The following is a 16,983-nucleotide window of genomic DNA, read 5'->3' as shown; positions in this document are numbered from 1 at the left end:
GGTGGGGTCATGGTCGGGCAGGCGCGCGGTCCTGGCGCGGGCGGGCGGAGGCGTCCGCGGCCGCGCCGGCACGCCGGAAGCTGACGAAGAATTCATTGCCTTGCGCGGACCCGTCCGGCCTGCGGCGGCGCGTGCGCTCGTAGCCGATCGCGGCGCCGTGTCGTTCGCAGAGCTCGCGGCAGATGAACAGGCCAAGGCCGCTGGAGCGGCTCTCGGACGAGAAGAAGGGCTCGAACAGATGGCGCTGCACCGCCGGCTCCAGCGGCACGCCGTCGCTCCAGACGCGCAGGCGCACGTCGCCGCCGGCGCGCGCCTCGGTGCCGACCTGGATCGCGCCGCGTCCCGGCCCGGCGTAGCGCAGCGCGTTGTCCAGCAGGTTGATCAGCACGCGGCGCAGGTGGTCGGGCGCGAAAGCCACCTGCGTGCCGGCGGCCTGCAGTTCCAGCGTGATGCGCTCGCTGCAGGCGTTCTGCTGCATCCATTCCTCGCAGGCGGTGGCCGTGGTCTCGTCCAGCGGCGTGCTGACCGCCTGCGCGCCTCCGCCCTGCGGCTCGACCCGTGCCACGTCCAGGATGTCGTCGACGATCTGCGCCAGGCGCTGCGCGTTCTGCTGCACCATGGCCGTGAGCTGCCTGTGCGCGGGCTGCGACAGGTCCTCGTCGAGCAGGGCGTTGGCCTGGGTGATGGCTGCCAGGGGATTGCGTATCTCATGCGCCACCGCGGTCGACATGCGGCCCATGGCGGCCAGCTTCTCGGTGCGCAGGCGCGCCTCCATCTCTCGCAGGTCCTGCAGGAACACCACGCACAGGCCGCCGGAGGGGTTGTGCAGGGGCGCGGTCAGGCGGGTGCGCGCATGCAGCCGCCGCCGCGGCAGGCCGGTGTGGGAGATGCTCAGCTCGGCCGTCTGGGCGTGTGCCGAGGCGAGGCTGAGCTGGGCCAATTCGGACAGCGGGCCCCAGGCGGCCTCGTCGCCGAGCGAGAAGGGCGGGTGCTTGGCGGGCCCGTTCCGGCCCAGCATCTGACGGGCCGAGGGGTTGGCGGCCCGCACCACGTTTTGGCTGTCGATCACCAGCACACCGTCGGTCAGGCTGTCGATCACCAGCTCGTTGACCAGGGTCTGCGCCCGCGCCTCCAGGCGGTTGCGCCGCGAGGCCCGCTCCTCGCGCACCAGGCGCGAGGCCAGCTGGTTGGTCAGGAAGGCCACGATGAACAGGCCGCTGCCGGCCAGGCCCGCCTGCAGGAAGCGCGTGGCCGTGTCCGCGTACTGCGCGGCGGCCGACTGCCACCAGGCGTCGGCCAGCAGCAGCAGGGTCACCGCGGCCGTGCTGCCCAGCGCCAGCGCGGCCGAACCCATGACCGAGGCGAGCAGCACCGGCAGGGCAAACAGCGGCGTGTAAGTGATGCCGCCGGCCAGCAGGAACTGCAGCACCGAGAAAGCGACCACGTCCACGGCGATGGTCGAGGCCCACTGCGGATCGAAGCGCGGGCCGGGCGGCTGGGGCCGCGCCAGCAGCCGGACCAGGAGGGTGGCGCCGAGGTAGAGCAGGCACAGGCCGACCAGCCAGCCCGGCACCGCCCGGCCCAGGACGTAGATCGTGCCCTGCAGCAGCAGCAGCACGGCCGCGATCGCGACCCGCGCCGTCATGAAGCCGTGCCACAGGCGCCGGAAGGCTGGCGGGTCGGCGTACAGCGCGGACATGCGGTCCTGCGCCAGCGGACTGAGCCAGGAGGCTGCGCCGGCGCCGCGCGTCGTGCTGGTCATTCAGCCCTCGGCCTGCTGGCGGTGCGCCGCGCAGCAATACAGCCCGCGCCGACCTTGCACCGCCTCCGACTTGGGCAGGTGCAGGGCGCAGAGCGCGCAGCGCGTCATCTCCTGCGCGGCGGGTGGCTTGGTGCCGGTGTCGGGGGGCGGCGTCTGCCGCGAGGACAGCTGCCGGCTCTGGCGCCAGCCCCAGGCGCCGACCAGCACCACCAGCAGCACCAGCAGGTATTTCATGCGGCGGGCCCCAGCAGCACTTCCATCACGAAGCGTGAGCCGGCGTAGGCCAGCAGCAGCAGGCCGGCGCCGATGTAGAGCACGCGCACCGCGCGCCGGCCGCGCCAGCCGAAGCGCGAGCGGCCCACCAGCAGCGCGGCGAAGGCCAGCCAGGACAGCAGCGAGAACACGGTCTTGTGGTCCCACCGCCAGCGCGCGCCGCTGGCGCCATACAGCTGCTCGCCGAACAGCCAGCCGGCCACCAGCGTGGCCGACAGCAGCACGAAGCCGGCGGCGACGAAGCGGAAGGTCAGGCGTTCCAGCGTCAGCAGCGGCAGGCCGCTGTGCGCGTCGGCGGCCTGGCGGATCTGCTTCTCTGCGCGCGTCATCAGCCAGGCGTGCGCGACCGCCGCCGCGAACAGGCCGTAGGACGCGATGCCCAGCGCCCAGTGCAGCGGCAGCCAGGGCGAGGCCGAGGCGTGCAGCGGCTGGCCCGGAAACACCAGGGCCAGCAGCACGGCCACCGCACCCAGGCCGGCCAGGGCCCAGCGCGCGGTCAGCTGCGGAAACATCTGGCTTTCCACCACGTAGACCGTCAGCACCAGCCAGGCCGTGATCGACAGCGCGGGTGCGAAGCCGAAGCGCGGCGTCTCGCCGAGCAGGGCCCAGGCCAGCACCAGCGCGTGCAGCAGCCAGGCCAGCAGCAGCGCCGTCCGGGCGGTCGCGGCACCCAGCCGGGAGGCGGCGGCGGCCGGTACCGCATAGGCCGCGGCAGCGGCCGCGCTGAGCAGCAGGCTGACGGGGGACACACTGGCTAAAATCATGGGTACAGTTTAGCGTTTCGCTTCTTCCGGCTGCCGCCGGCCCCAACCTCGTCCCGCCCGCCGGGAGTCCCCCCGGAACACCGCCATGGCCTCCGCCCTTACCGACAAACTCTCGCGCCTGGTCAAGCAGATCAGCGGCCAGGCGCGCATCACCGAATCCAATGTGGCCGACATGCTGCGCGAGGTGCGCATGGCCCTGCTGGAGGCCGACGTGGCCCTGCCCGTGGTGCGCGACTTCATCGCCCGCGTGAAGGAAAAGGCGCTGGGCCAGGAGGTCATGGGCTCGCTCAAGCCCGGCCAGGCCCTGGTCGGCATCGTCAACCGCGAACTTGCGGCGACCATGGGCGAAGGCATCAGCGACCTCAACCTCGCCACCCAGCCGCCTGCCGTGATCCTGATGGCCGGCCTGCAGGGCGCGGGCAAGACCACCACGGTCGCCAAGCTGGCCAAGCACCTGATAGAAAAGCGCAAGAAGAAGGTGCTGACGGTCTCGGGCGACGTTTACCGCCCGGCCGCCATCGAGCAGCTCAAGACCGTGACGGCCCAGGCCGGCGCCGAGTGGTTCCCGAGCTCGGCCGAGCAGAAGCCGCTGGACATCGCGCGCGCCGCGCTGGATCACGCGCGCCGCCATTATTTCGACGTGCTGCTGGTCGACACGGCCGGCCGCCTGGCGATCGACGAGGCGCTGATGCGCGAGATCCGCGAGCTGCACGCGGCGCTGAACCCGGTCGAGACCCTGTTCGTGGTCGACGCCATGCAGGGCCAGGACGCGGCCAACACCGCCAAGGCCTTCAAGGACGCGCTGCCGCTCACCGGCATCGTGCTGACCAAGACCGACGGCGACTCGCGCGGCGGCGCGGCGCTGTCGGTGCGACAGATCACCGGCGCGCCGATCAAGTTCGCCGGTGTCAGCGAGAAGATCGACGGCCTGGAGGTGTTCGACGCCGAGCGCCATGCGGGACGCATCCTGGGCATGGGCGACATCGTGGCCCTGGTCGAGCAGGTCACGGCCGGCGTGGACATGGAGGCCGCGCAGAAGCTGGCGGCCAAGGTCAAGAGCGGGGCCGGCTTCGACCTCAACGACTTCCTGGCCCAGATCCAGCAGATGAAGCAGATGGGCGGCCTGTCCAGCCTGATGGACAAGCTGCCGGCGCAGATGGCGGCCAAGGCCAGCGAGGCCGACCTCTCGCGCGCCGAGAAGGACATCGCGCGCAAGCAGGGCATCATCCACAGCATGACGCCGCTGGAGCGGCGCAAGCCCGAGCTGCTCAAGGCCACGCGCAAGCGCCGCATCGCCGCCGGCGCCGGCGTGCAGGTGCAGGAGGTCAACCGCCTGCTCAAGGAATTCGAGCAGATGCAGGAGATGATGAAGAAGATGAAGGGCGGCGGCCTGATGAAAATGATGAAGCGCATGGGCGGCATGAAGGGCATGGGCGGCCTCGGGGGCGGCGGTTTCCCCGGTCTGCCGCGCTGAGCCTGCTGGCTGCGCGGCGCATGCGCGACCTGCTGTTCGTCTACGGCACCCTGCTGCCCGGCCTCAGGCTCCATGCGGCCATGCAGGGCGGCTTGCCGCGCGGCCCGGCAAGCTGCGAAGGACGGCTGTTCGACCTCGGCGACTACCCCGGCCTGCGGCCGGGGCCGGGCCGGGTGATCGGCGAGCTCTACGAGGTCGACGATGCCCTGCTGGCGCGGCTCGACGCGGTCGAGGAATACCAGCCGGCCGATCCCGCCGCCTCGCTGTACCTGCGCCAGCGCGTCGCAGTGCAGAGGCGGGTGGATGGCGCAACGGTCCAGGCCTGGGCCTATCTCTACAACCGCAGCGCCGCAGGCTGCGCCCGCATCCCGCACGGCGACTACTGGCGCTACCTCAGCGAGCGCGGCGGCTGAGCGGGCGCAGTTGAAAGCTCATTTAATCCGATAGCTTCACGCACGAATGCCGATTCGTCCATCACGCCCTGAGATGTTGTGCCGCACAACTTTTTTTTGTTGATGTCGGAAACGTATCGAAGAGTCGCCAGTGTTTGGCCATCACGGCGATCGGACACGATCAAATCTACCTGGCGCAGATGGAAGTCTTTGTCTGAAGACCCAGCGGTTGAAATCTTGTAGCGGACAAGTGCGTCCGCGGTCAGTTCGGTGATGCCGAGATGGGGGGCGTTATTCCCGTTTGAAAGCCGCACGTATGAGAAATTGCTGCTGCCCGGACAACCTACGTTGACTCCGCAGCGAACTTCTGTGAATTCAATCGCCGACGGAAACGCCGGCATGTGATAGCCGCTTGACATGATTCGTCCGCTTGATGCGACTTGAAACGTGTTCAAGAACGGTCGTGCACTTCCCTCCCAGTCGTAAGCGATTGAATGAACGGGATTTGCCGGTTTTGCCAAGAATCTGGGACCAGCGGATTTGCATGCAAGCTGGAACTCTGGTGAGGGCGATTTGAGGTCGCTTACTGCCAGAGCTCCCAGCTTGACAGCCATGCCCACAAGGCCGGCTGCCGGCCACGTCAAAAATGCAATAAGCAGACCGACATCGTTCTTGCCTCGCGCGCACATGGCCCAAGACGCATACGTGAAAGACAGTGTCCAGATTCCTCCAAGGATGAAGAAAAGCCAGCCATTTCCTTCACTTCCGCTGCCGGGGCTGCCGCGAGCATTGAAGAGGCAATCAAGCCGCCGACATTGAGTAGAGTAAGTAAAAAGACGCCAATTTGTGCCATGTTCTCCTCCCTTGCTCAGGTGTCCGAATTTCTGTTGTTGGGTCGCACTTGTGCGCGCCACACTGACACCGTACATGATAGGCATCATGACACTGTTGTCTGATTGCTTTCTCTCGCTCTACCCGTCGAATTCGGGTGGGTTGATGCACTGACTCATGCCCAAGCTATGAACGGTGTCAGACTGTGCAGTGGAATCAGCTGACGGGTGAATCCACCATTACTACCCGGCCGCGCAGCGAATGCGGCAGCGCCTCGGTGATCGTTACCTCGATCATCTGGCCCACCAGGCGCGCCGCATTCGGACCGCCGGGGAAGTTGACGATGCGGTTGCACTCGGTGCGGCCCATCAGCTCGTTCGGGTCCTTGCGCGAAGGGCCCTCGACCAGGATGCGCTGCAGCGTGCCGACGCGGCTCGCGCTGATGCGGCGCACGTTGTCCTCGATCGCGGCCTGCAGCTGCTGCAGCCGCTTGAGCTTCACCTCGTGCGGCGTGTCGTCTTGCAGGTTAGCCGCCGGCGTGCCGGGGCGCGGACTGAAGATGAAGCTGAACGAGGCGTCGTAGCCCACGTCGGCGATCAGCTTCATCATCTTCTGGAAGTCCTCCTCGGTCTCGCCGGGGAAGCCGACGATGAAGTCCGAGCTCAGCGAGAGCTCGGGGCGGATCGCGCGCAGCTTGCGGATCGTGCTCTTGTACTCCATGGCCGTGTAGCCGCGCTTCATGGCCATCAGGATGCGGTCAGAGCCATGCTGCACCGGCAGGTGCAGGTGGCTCACCAGCTGCGGCACGCTGGCGTAGACCTCGATCAGGCGCTGGGTGAACTCGTTGGGGTGGCTGGTCGTATAGCGTATGCGCTCGATGCCGGGAATCTCGGCCACATACTCGATCAGCAGGGCGAAGTCGGCGATCTCGGCCGTTTCACCCATCTTGCCGCGGTAGGCATTGACGTTCTGGCCCAGCAGGGTCACTTCCTTGACGCCCTGGTCGGCCAGGCCCGCGATCTCGACCAGCACGTCGTCGAAGGGGCGGCTGACCTCCTCGCCGCGCGTGTAGGGCACGACGCAGTAGCTGCAGTACTTGCTGCAGCCCTCCATGATGGAGACGAAGGCGCTTGCGCCCTCGACGCGCGCGGGCGGCAGGTGGTCGAACTTCTCGATCTCGGGGAAGCTGATGTCCACCTGGGGTCTGGCCTGGCGCTCGCGCGCGGCCAGCAGCTCGGGCAGGCGGTGCAGGGTCTGCGGGCCGAACACCACGTCCACGTAGGGCGCGCGCGCGATGATGGCCTCGCCCTCCTGGCTGGCGACGCAGCCGCCGACGCCGATCAGCACGCCCTTTTGCTTGAGGTGCTTGACCCGGCCCAGGTCGGAGAACACCTTCTCCTGCGCCTTCTCGCGCACCGAGCAGGTGTTGAACAGGATCAGGTCGGCTTCTTCCACGTTGTTGGTGGGCTCGTAGCCCTGGGCGGCGTGCATCACGTCGGCCATCTTGTCCGAGTCGTACTCGTTCATCTGGCAGCCGAAGGTTTTGATGAAGACTTTCTTGGTCATGGGGGCCTCGTGCGATAGGCGGTCAAATGGGAAGGGCGCCGCGCCGGTGCGGCGTCGGGGCTCTCGGGCCCGGTGCTTCAGCGCTGGGGCAGGCCCGGTAGCAGGTGGTAGGGCGTCTTGCCGTCGTCGCGCGGCGACTGGCCGCTTTCCGAGCCGAACAGGAAGTTGCGCACGGAGCGGGCGCCGGCGCGCTTTTCGCGCGCCTCCTCGGCGCTCAGGATCCAGACCTCGTGCAGCAGGCCGGCGCCGTCGCGCCGGTAGTTCACCGTCAGCTCCTGGCCGACCAGGGTGGCCGAGAGGGCCAGCAGGTTCTGCGTGTCGCGGATGCGCGCGCCCGGGGCGAGGCGGTCGGCCCGGCCGTCGAGCAGCACCTCGGGCGGCGCCGTCACCACCAGTGTGCCGCGCAGGGCGTTGGCCGGGAAAGGCCGGCTTTCGGCCTGGGCCGCGACGGGCAAGGCCAGGGCGGCCGCCAGCGCGAGGCCGGCGGAGCCTTGAAGGAGGGTTGAAAAAGACTTCAGGCAGCGGTTCATGGTATCTGTCCAGAGGCTGTGCGTGCGCAAGTGTATCCGCGCGCGCAGCGGTGCGAGCGCGCAAGGTCTTGGGAACCCGGCGGCCCGGCCGGCGCTCGCCAAAGGCCCCGCTACCCGCAGCGGCATGGGCTGGAGCGAAACCCGGTGGCGGTGCACAATGCTTGGCTCCTGCACAGCTCGGCTAGGAGGTCCAGATGGCATTGACGCACGATCAGGCAATCGAGGTCGCGGTCTACGTGCTGCACCACTCCGGCGAGGACCGGCGCATCACCTCGGGGGAGATCATGAACCGGGCGATCGAGCCGGCCCTGCGCGCCCACTGGCTGCAAAAGGGCATCGAACTGCCCTGGGACCCGGCCGAGGACCGGCAGGGTTTCGCGCAGACTCTGACGCACAGGCTCAAACACCATGTGAGCCAGACGCCGGCCCACGAGCGCGTCGTGGAAGGCTCGGAGCAGGGCTGGGCGCTGGGGCCTGGCGCCAAGCGCCGCCCCTAGGGCCGCAGCCGGCCCGGGGGCGGGAGGCCCCGGATCGGAAACGTCGCGCATGGGCATCCTCGTCGGCACCGCCTCCTGGACGGACAAGTCGCTGATAGCCTGCGGACGCTTCTACCCGCCCGAGGCCAGGACGCCCGAGGCGCGGCTGCGCCACTACGCCTCGATCTTTCCACTGGTCGAGGTGGACAGTAGCTACTACGCCCTGCCCAGCGCGGCCACGGCCCAGCTCTGGGCCGAGCGCACTCCGGCGCACTTCGTCTTCAACGTCAAGGCCTTCAGGCTGTTCACCGGCCACGCGACCGAAACCAAGGTGCTGCCCAAGGACATCCAGCAGACGCTGGGTGCCAGCCGCCGGCTCTACGACCGGGCGGTGCCGCCCGAGGTGCAGGCCGAGCTGTGGCGGCGCTTCGTCGAGGCGCTGGCGCCGTTGCGCCATGCGGGCAAGCTGGGCCTGGCGCATTTTCAGTTCCCGCCGTGGGTGGTGTGCAACCGGGAGGGCCGCGAGCGGGTTCGGAGCTGCGTCGAGCACATGGCCGGCCATGTCTGCAGCATCGAGTTTCGCCATCGCTCCTGGTGGCGCGACGCGGAGCGCAGCGCGGGCACCCTGGCCTTTCTGCGCGAGCTGGGCACGGTGCACACGGTGGTCGACGGGCCGCAGGGCGCCGACAACAGCGTGCCCGCCGTGTGGGAGGTCACGCATCCCGATTACGTGCTGCTGCGCCTGCATGGGCGCAATGCCCCGGCCTACAACCAGCCGGCCGCCTCGGCGGCCGAGCGCTTCGATTACGACTACAGCGAGCAGGAACTGCGCGAACTCGTGGCCGAGGCCGTACGCCTGGCCTACAAGGCGAGGAACGCGCATGTGGTCTTCAACAACTGCGAGGAGGACAAGGGCCAGCGCAACGGCGCGACGTTCATGAAGCTGCTGGCAGGCCGAGCCCAGGCGGGCGGCATGTCTTGACCGCCTGGTGGCTGGAAACGAAAAAACCCCGCCACCTTTCGGATAGCGGGGTTTCCTTGTTGTTGTTCTGGTGGCGCTTCACGGATGCGCCCCCAAAATCCCTGGATTTTCCAGAAAAGTCATTGAAATCAATGGCTTGTGAGCGTGCCTGCCGTACCGGTTTGCCGGCTGATGCACCACCTAAGTGTACCGGACTGGGACACGTTGAACCGCTCTCACCGCACGGACCATGCGATGGGCGGGCTCATTTCTGGAGCCGAAATTTGGGCAGAAAGCGTCCTCGATTGTTCCTGCCTGCCGAACGGGTGTAACAGAGAACACATTGCAAAGCCCGGATTGGGGCCTTGCCTGCAAGCTTCAGCCGCCGGACAACTCGACCAGCAGCGCCTTGGCCTCTTGCAGGTCCGGCGTGTTGAAGCCCTCGGTGAACGCCTGGTAGACCTCGTCCAGCATCGCGCGCGCCTCGGCCGGCTTGCCTTGCCGCTGCCAGAGCCGCGCCAGGCTCGTCGACGCGCGCAGTTGCAGCGACTTCGCGCCTTGGCGCTTGGCGACCGCGATCGCCTGCGCGAAGCAGGCCTCGGCTTCGTCACTGCGGCCGTCTTCTTGCCCCTCGCCGACCACTCGCAGCAGCATCAGCTCGCCCCGCAGCCGGTACAGCTCGGCCTCGTACGCGCGCTCCTGGGTCCGCTCCATCACCTCCAGCGCCTCGTCCAGTGTTCTGAGCCCGGCCTCGGCCTGTCCCGCCTTGCCATAGGCCTCGGCCAGCAGCGTCAGGAAATGCGTGCGCCGAAGCTCGGCGCCGGTGGCCTGGTAGGCGCTCAGGCCCTGCTGCATCTTCTCGATGCCTTCTGCCGCGCGTCCCCGTGCGGCCAGTGCCCAGCCGGAGAGGATGGTGCCCCAAGCCAAGATGAACGGAAGGCCGTGCTCGGTCGCCAGGGCCAGGAGTGCTGTCGTGAGCTGGTCGGTCGTCTGCGCCTCGCGGCGCTGCAGATGAAGCTCGGCCGCGAAAATCAGGGCAGTGGCCGAAGCAGGGGGGTGGGAAAGGGTCTGAGCCAGGACGAGCATCTCCTGGCTGCGCGCGAGGGCTTGATCCGGAAAGCCGAGCAGCCACAGGTCCAGGGCCAAGATGGCCAGCCCCGCCACGCCGGGCTCCGATCCGGAGAAGAAGGCAGGCGAGTCGTGCTGCCTAGGGTCATAGAGGGCCAAGGCCTGCTCCAGCTGGGCGCGGGCAGCGTCGAGCTCGCCGAGACTGAACAGAGTGGCCCCCATCGCGCGATGGGTTGTGGCCAGCAACGCAGGGTCTTGCGCCTCCTGGGCCAGTGCAAGGAGTTGCTCCCCCAACTCGCGTGCGTTCAGCAGCTCACCGCGGACTTGATAAAACGTGCGCAGCCCCATCAGGGAGGGGAAGATCTGGCTCGTTTCCCCGAGCTGGCGGCACAGCATCAACGCGCGCGTATAGGTCGCCTCCACCTCCGGGGCGGCGAGCCCCTTGGTGGCCATCCAGGCCGGACCGAGAGTGAGCTGCAGCTCGAGCTCCTGCCGTACCCGCTCGGGCGTAGCGGGCAGGGTCTCGAGCAGGCCCAGGGCCGCCGTGAGGTGGGCCACCGCTTCGGCATCGGCGGAGCGCTGCACCGCCTGGCGTCCGGCGCAGTGCAGGAATTTCACTGCCTTCGGCGCGTTGCCGCTGCGGCTGAAGTGGTGGGCCAGCTCGCTGCAGTGCTCTTCGAGCCGGTCTTTGTGCAGGGCCTCGATGGCCTGGGCCGTGCGCTCGTGCAGCGCGCGGCGCCGCTCGATCAGCAGCGAGCCGTAGCTCACCTCCTGGGTCAGTCCGTGCTTGAAGCTGTACTCCACTTCCGGAAACGCCGGTTGCTCGTAGATGAACTCCCCGGCCTGCAGCCGCGCCAGCAGGCTCTTGAGCTGTTCCTCGGGCTGCTCAACCACGCGCGCGACCAGGCTCCAGGTAAATGCCTTGCCGATCACGGCCAGGGTCTGCAGCAGCGCCTTCTCGGCCGGCTCCAACCGGTCGATGCGGGCGGCGAGAACGCCTTGCACCGTGGTCGGGATGTGCAGAGCGGTCGGGATCTTCTCAAGACGGTAATGCCCGCGCTCGCCGCGCAGCGCCCCCTCCTCGACCAGTGTCTGTACCAGCTCCTCGATGAAGAAGGGGTTGCCTTCGGTCTGCTGCAGGATCCGCTGCTCGAGCGGGGCCAGCCCCGTGTCCGCGCCCAGCAGCTCGTGCAGAAGCTCCCGGGCCTCGGCTTCGCCCAAGGGATCGAGTCGAAGCTGGGTGTAGTAGCTCTTGTTCCCCCAATCGTGGCGGTACTCGGGCCGGTAGTTGACCAGCAGCAGGATGCGGGCGTTGGCCAAGCCCTCGCCGAGAAAGCCGAGGAAGGCCTCGGTCTCGCTGTCCAGCCACTGCAGGTCCTCGACGATCAGCTCGAGCGGTTGGGCCAGGCTCTCGCGCACCAGCAGTCGCTTGACCGCCTCGAAGCTGCGCTGGCGGCGGATCTGCGGGTTCATCTGCGCCAGGGCCGAGCCCGGCTCGGCGATCCCCAGCAGCTGGGACAGGTAAGGCAGGCTGTCTTCCAGCGCGCGGTCCAGGGTCAGCAGCTTGCCGGTGAGCTTCTCGCGCCGCCTGCGCTCGTCGTCCTGCGCGGTGATCTGGCAGTAGTTCTTCAGCAGCTCGATCAGTGGCAGATAGGGATAGGCCTTGCCGTGCGAGACCGAGAAGGTCTCCAGCACCATGGCCTCGCGCGGCGCGAGCAGCCTGAACTCGTGGAACAGGCGCGACTTGCCGACACCCGGTTCGCCGACCACGCCCACGATCTGGCCATGCCCGGCATGCGCGCGCGCGCGCGCCTCGCGCAGCTGCTCGAGTTCGCGCGTGCGGCCGACGAAATGCGCCAGCCCGCGGCTGCCTGCCACCTGCAGCCGGGTGCGCAGCGGGCCCAGGCCCAGGACCTCGAAGATGGGCAGGGGCTCGGTGAGCCCCTTGATCGGCGTCGCGCCGAGCGGCTTGAACGCGAAATAGCCCTCGCTCAGCTTGTGCGTGTCTTCGCTCGCAACGATGGAGCCGGGCACCGCGATGCCCTCCATGCGCGAAGCGATGTGGATCGAGTTTCCCACCGGGTCGTAGTCGACGTGCAGGTCGTCGGTGCGGATGGCGCGCACCACGACTTCGCCCGAGTTGACGCCGACGCGGATCTGCAGCGCGATGCCCTGGGCCTGGCGCACGCCGTCGGCGTAGCGGCGCATGTCCTCCTGCATGCGCAGCGCCGCCAGCAGGGCGCGCTGCGCATGGTCCTCGTGCGCGATCGGCGCGCCGAACAGGGCCAGGATGCCGTCGCCCATGGACTTGGCCACATAGCCCTCGTAGTGGTGCACGGCGTCCATCATCAGTGCCAGCACCGGGTCGATCAGGCGGCGCGCGTCTTCGGGGTCGAGGTCCTGGATCAGCGCGGTCGAGCCGGCCATGTCGGCGAACAGCGCGGTGATGGTCTTGCGCTCGCCGTCCGTCGCGCCGCGCGCAGCCATCGCGGCCTGCGCGGCGCGGATGCGCTCGGCCAGATGGGGCGGGGTGTAATCGATGGGAGCGCTGGCCGCAGGCGCTGCGCCGGGTGGCGTCCCGCCCAACGCTGCGCCGCATTCGCTACAGAACTTGGCGCTCGGGCCGGCCTCGTGTCCGCAGGCCGGGCAGACACGCGCCAGCCTGGCGCCGCATTCCTCGCAGAACTTGGCGCCCGCCGGATTCTCGAACCCACAGCTGATGCAGCGCATCGCCCCACCTTCGTCTTCGCCCGCTCGAGAGGCTCAACAGTCATCGAATCTTATCAAGGCGGGCGTTCTGGCGCCTGCATCAGCCACAAGTCGTGGGGCCGCTCTTGTGTCCCCGAACGCGGCAGATGCTCGGTCGCACAGCTATTGGCTACGCGATTCGATTCGAAGCGCATCGAGGAAATGTGAGGTCAGAGCCCCGGTTCGATCAGCTTCCCAGATCGCACCGATGTCCGGAGATGGGATGCTGGGCACCAGCGGTACATGATCTATGAGCCCAAGCGGACGGTAAAGCTGGACTTCGGAGCTCGAGAGGATCGACACGTAGTTCCTTTCGCCCATCAGAAGTTGCACGCGAAGGGACGAGTTCGCCTCGACGCATGGAACAGGGGGAGTCAGGTGCTGCGCGGCGAATGCCGCGTCGAAGATATCGCGCATGACAGATCCGACCGGCGGCAGAATCCATGGGTAGTCTATTGTGTCTTCCCACCGGGGAGATCCGCACTGCAAGGACGGGTGCCCCCGCCGGGCGACCACCTGCACACTGTCGGAGATCAGCGCTTCTGTGGCAAAGCCCGATCCGAGCGCTTGCGCCGCGAGGGCCCCGATAATGACGTCGACTTCCCTTCTCGCCAACATCTCCAGCAGTTGCGGAAGCGGGGCCTCCACGACGGAGACGAACACGCCTGGCCGGTCTTGCTGAAGGCGAGCGATAGCCTTTGGAAGCAAAACACGGGGGAGTCCCGTGCCGACATGCAGGCGGCCTTGCAAACCAGCCTGCACCGCTCTCAGGTCCGCGTCGGCATGCTGGACATCCCCAAGCATCCGTGCGGCGTGTCCACGCAGCACTTCTCCCTCCCGAGTCAGCTCGAGCCGGCGACCGCGCAGGAACAATGGGCGGCCCACGACATCCTCGAGATCGGACAGCCAATGAGATAAGGCGGGTTGCGTCATGTGGAGCTGGGCCGCTGCTGCAGTGAGGCTGCCCGTGTCGTGGACCGCCAAAAACACCTCGAGGTGCCTCAACTTCAACCGGCGTGCCCATGGAATACCGTCAAGGATGCTTGCCATGCGCTTTTACCTATGGATTCCTCAATTCTATTCATTTGCGTCAGGGGGGCTCGGACCACCAGAATTCCCGGGTCGTCTCTGCGCAGTGCGTGTCATGCAGGAGCGATATGGCGCTTGGCAGAGCAAGCGCTCCAGGGAAACATCCTTTCTTCCAACCACAGGAGACAACATGTCGATAAAAAACATCACGAGACGTACTTTCACCGCGCTGGCTTGCGGCGTGGCGGCCAGCGCTGCCATTGCGGCCGACCCTTATCCATCACGCCCCATTCGCATCGTGGTGTGCACTGCACCAGGCGGCGCGACCGACATCACCACACGCCTGGTCGCGCAGAAGATGAGCGAGAAGCTGGGCCAGCCCGTGATCGTCGACAACCGCCCTGGCGCCGACACGCTCGTGGGTATCCTCCACGTCCGGGACCAGCCCGCGGACGGCTATACGATCCTGGCTCAGTCGCTGAACTTCTCCACGTTGCCGTACATCAAGAAGAACCCGGGTTATTCCCCGGCTGACTTCACGGGCGTCGGGATGATGTCGCGCATTCCTTTCATTTTCCTTGTCGGGGGAGATGAGCCGGTGCGAAGCGTGGCGGACTATGTCGCCTACGCTCGGAAAGAGAAAGGCAAGCTCAGCTACGGCCATGGTGGCGTGGCCGGTGCCCCGCACATTGCCGGCGAGCTTTTTAAGCGCGCCTACGGGCTGGACGACGTGTTGGCCGTTCCTTACAAGGGTAACGGCGCCGTGATGCCGGACCTCATGGCCGGCCGCGTTTCCTATTTCTTCGATGCCTATGTCAGCAGCGGCGGCCACGTGGCCTCCGGAAAGATGAAGGCCCTCGCCGTCACGGCCCCGCAGCGCTTGCCTACGCTGCCGAATGTTCCGACTTTCCGAGAACTGGGCGTCGACTTCACCTACAGCGTATGGCTGGGCCTGCTCGCGAAGAACGGTACGCCGCCGGAAGTGATCAACAAGCTGTCCGAGGCCGTTCGCTATGCCTTGAATAGCAAAGAGGTGGGCGATCGCCTCCGTGCAGATGGCTCCGACACCAGCTTCATGCCGTCGAAGGAGTTCACCGAATACCTTGCACGGGAATACGCCGACATGGCCAAGACAGCGGCGGATCTCAAGTTCACCAAGGAGTAAGGCAGGGCCCCCCGCTTCGATCACCCAGCGCCGGCCTGCACCCAGGCCGGCGACGAAACAGCACATAAGAGTTCTTGCACGTTGGAAACTTACGACTACATCATCATCGGCGCCGGTTCGGCTGGGTGCGTACTGGCCCGTCGGCTGTCGGACAACGCCGGCTTCAAGGTTCTCTTGCTGGAAGCAGGGCCACCTGCGGACAAGTTCTGGGTCAGAACACCTGCAGGGATGGCGAAACTTTATTTCCACAAGCACCTGAACTGGAACTATTTCACCGAGCCCATGCCGGAGCTGCACGACCGCAGGATGTACTGGCCGCGCGGCAAGGGGCTGGGGGGATCGAGTTCCATCAACGGCATGGTCTATATCCGAGGGCATCGCAAGGACTTTGATACCTGGAGTAGCCTGGGAAATCCGGGGTGGGGATTCGAAGACGTTCTGCCGTACTTCAAGCGGATGGAGCACAACGAAAGAGGTTCTGACGACTACCGTGGGACGGGAGGCCCATTGTGGATCAGCGACCCGGTGATCCGTCACCCGGCCTCGGTTGATTTTGTGGAATCCGCCGTCCGTCTGGGAATAGCGCGCACCGAGGACCTGAATGGCGAACTGCACGACGGCGTGGGATTCATGCAGCACAACATTCGCAAGGGACGACGTCACTCAGCGTACATGGCGTATGTGGAGCCGGTGTTGAAAAGACCCAATCTCACCGTTCGGACAGGTTCGAGCGTACAGCGCATCCTCTTCGAAGAAAGGCAAGCGGTCGGCGTAGAAGTGATCGAATCCGGCGAGCGCCGGGTTATCTGCGCCAATCGGGAGGTGATCGTGTCTGCGGGCGCACTGAACTCACCGCAGGTGCTGATGCTCTCCGGCATCGGCCCGGCGGCGGAGTTGCAGCGACACGGAATCGTTCCCATCGTCGATTCACCCGGCGTGGGCCGCAATCTCCAAGACCATTTTTACGTGCACACGAGTTTCCGCGCCACCCCGGAAAGCTCGTACAACCATGAAATCCGTGGCCTGCGGAAGTACTGGCAGGGCTTGCGTTACCTGTTGACGAAGACTGGGTACCTTGCCTTGGGGTCTTCTCAAGTCGCTGCCTTCGTGAAGAGCCGACCGGAGGAGGACTATGCGGATCTTCAGATCAGCTTCAGACCGATGTCGTTCACCTACCATGGGAACGGTGTCGTCGAGGTAGACCGCGAGCCATCGATTGCAGCGTCTGTTTACAAGTTGCGTCCGGCGGCGAGCGGAACCCTTACTCTTCGCTCGCCTGATCCATCCCAGCCTCCTGTGATCCAGCCCGAGTTCTTGACACATCCGGAAGATGTCAATGCCGTGATTGCGGGCATCCGACAGATTCGCCAAATTCTGGCGACAGAGCCGCTGGCCTCTCGGGTCATCGAGGAAGTCATGCCAGGTTGTTCCGTGCAGACCGACGAACAACTTCTGGAGTACATGCGGGCACATGGAAACTCTGCGATGCATCCTGCGGGCACCTGCAAAATGGGGCGGGACCCCATGGCGGTAGTCGACGAGCGACTGCGTGTCAGGGGTGTCGACCGGCTCCGCGTCGTCGATGCATCGATCATGCCGCACGTGACTTCCGGAAACACGAATGCCCCGACGATGATGATCGGCGAGAAGGGCGCAGACATGATCGCGGAGGATGCCATCGCGCGCCGTCAATGAAGGCATGAAAGTGGCAGGATTCACGCTGGAGTCGGAGGTGCACACGAACGCGGTATCTGTCTGGTCCAGCTCCAGCCCGGACGGCCGATGCAGAACGGCTGGATCGAGAGCTTCGAGGGGAAGTGCCGCGGCGTGCGTCTCAACGAGCAGTGGCTCAAGATCTTGACGAGGCACGCTGCGCCGCGGCCACTTGGCGATAGAACTGCAGCGAGGTCGGGCCTCGCTGCGCGAGGCCCTGGACGCCAAGAA

General features: G+C 66.6%; 14 protein-coding genes. 6 read left to right on the top strand and 8 right to left on the bottom strand.

Annotated features, from left to right (window positions below; all coding sequences use genetic code 11):
• Positions 1-7: 7 nt before the first annotated feature.
• The 3 genes from FFS10_RS11230 to FFS10_RS11220 are packed head-to-tail and all read right to left on the bottom strand — an operon-like array spanning position 8 to position 2,799.
• Entirely contained in the window at positions 8-1,762 is a 1,755-nt protein-coding gene (locus tag FFS10_RS11230) for a sensor histidine kinase (protein ID WP_249931252.1), read from the bottom strand.
• Complete coding sequence (locus tag FFS10_RS11225) at positions 1,763-1,996, bottom strand: PP0621 family protein (protein ID WP_137894513.1); 234 nt, start codon at positions 1,994-1,996, stop codon at positions 1,763-1,765. It lies immediately after the preceding gene.
• Positions 1,993-2,799, bottom strand: coding sequence for a cytochrome C assembly family protein (locus tag FFS10_RS11220; RefSeq protein WP_137894511.1), 807 nt, complete (start codon positions 2,797-2,799; stop codon positions 1,993-1,995). Before FFS10_RS11220 ends, FFS10_RS11225 begins: the two co-directional genes overlap by 4 nt.
• Before the next feature lie 85 nt (positions 2,800-2,884).
• On the opposite strand from FFS10_RS11220, the gene ffh reads away from it, so the two are divergent.
• Positions 2,885-4,273, top strand: coding sequence for a signal recognition particle protein (ffh, locus tag FFS10_RS11215; protein ID WP_137894509.1), 1,389 nt, complete (start codon positions 2,885-2,887; stop codon positions 4,271-4,273).
• 20 nt (positions 4,274-4,293) lie between these two features.
• Positions 4,294-4,686, top strand: coding sequence for a gamma-glutamylcyclotransferase family protein (locus FFS10_RS11210; protein ID WP_137894507.1), 393 nt, complete (start codon positions 4,294-4,296; stop codon positions 4,684-4,686).
• Here FFS10_RS11210 and FFS10_RS11205 read toward each other — a convergent pair.
• The 3 genes from FFS10_RS11205 to FFS10_RS11195 all read right to left on the bottom strand — a co-directional run bounded on the left by FFS10_RS11205 (position 4,662) and on the right by FFS10_RS11195 (position 7,592).
• Positions 4,662-5,606: a hypothetical protein gene (locus FFS10_RS11205; RefSeq protein WP_137916412.1), complete on the bottom strand. Its 945-nt coding sequence runs from the start codon at positions 5,604-5,606 to the stop codon at positions 4,662-4,664. The two genes, FFS10_RS11210 and FFS10_RS11205, sit on opposite strands and share 25 nt — an antisense overlap.
• Positions 5,607-5,712: 106 nt before the next feature.
• Positions 5,713-7,062 (bottom strand): tRNA (N6-isopentenyl adenosine(37)-C2)-methylthiotransferase MiaB, encoded by a 1,350-nt coding sequence (gene miaB, locus FFS10_RS11200; RefSeq protein ID WP_137894503.1) that lies wholly within the window; start codon positions 7,060-7,062, stop codon positions 5,713-5,715.
• A gap of 77 nt (positions 7,063-7,139) precedes the next feature.
• Positions 7,140-7,592: a hypothetical protein gene (locus FFS10_RS11195; RefSeq protein WP_137894501.1), complete on the bottom strand. Its 453-nt coding sequence runs from the start codon at positions 7,590-7,592 to the stop codon at positions 7,140-7,142.
• Positions 7,593-7,786: 194 nt separating this feature from the next.
• On the opposite strand from FFS10_RS11195, the gene FFS10_RS11190 reads away from it, so the two are divergent.
• A complete protein-coding gene (locus FFS10_RS11190) occupies positions 7,787-8,089 on the top strand; it encodes a hypothetical protein (protein WP_137894499.1) in 303 nt (100 codons plus the stop codon).
• 49 nt (positions 8,090-8,138) lie between these two features.
• The gene (locus tag FFS10_RS11185) at positions 8,139-9,050 is read left to right on the top strand and encodes a DUF72 domain-containing protein (protein ID WP_137894497.1); all 912 of its coding nucleotides are present in this window, start codon (positions 8,139-8,141) and stop codon (positions 9,048-9,050) included.
• Positions 9,051-9,407: 357 nt separating this feature from the next.
• On the opposite strand, the gene FFS10_RS11180 is transcribed toward FFS10_RS11185, so the two are convergent.
• On the bottom strand, positions 9,408-12,827 hold the full coding sequence (locus tag FFS10_RS11180) for an adenylate/guanylate cyclase domain-containing protein (protein ID WP_137894495.1): 3,420 nt from the start codon (positions 12,825-12,827) through the stop codon (positions 9,408-9,410).
• Between the two features lie 141 nt (positions 12,828-12,968).
• On the bottom strand, positions 12,969-13,895 hold the full coding sequence (locus tag FFS10_RS11175) for a LysR family transcriptional regulator (RefSeq protein WP_137894493.1): 927 nt from the start codon (positions 13,893-13,895) through the stop codon (positions 12,969-12,971).
• Positions 13,896-14,064: 169 nt separating this feature from the next.
• Here FFS10_RS11175 and FFS10_RS11170 point away from each other — a divergent pair, with 169 nt between their 5' ends.
• Both FFS10_RS11170 and FFS10_RS11165 read left to right on the top strand, forming a co-directional pair.
• Positions 14,065-15,039, top strand: a complete 975-nt coding sequence (locus tag FFS10_RS11170) for a Bug family tripartite tricarboxylate transporter substrate binding protein (protein ID WP_137894491.1) — start codon at positions 14,065-14,067, stop codon at positions 15,037-15,039.
• A gap of 81 nt (positions 15,040-15,120) precedes the next feature.
• A complete protein-coding gene (locus tag FFS10_RS11165) occupies positions 15,121-16,734 on the top strand; it encodes a GMC family oxidoreductase (protein WP_137894489.1) in 1,614 nt (537 codons plus the stop codon).
• The last annotated feature ends 249 nt before the right edge of the window (positions 16,735-16,983 follow it).

This window comes from Ramlibacter sp. 2FC (assembly GCF_005503345.1).
Classification (GTDB): Bacteria; Pseudomonadota; Gammaproteobacteria; order Burkholderiales; family Burkholderiaceae_C; genus SCMQ01.
Note: the sequence above shows the minus strand (reverse complement) of the source record. Positions and strands in the feature narration are given on the sequence as shown.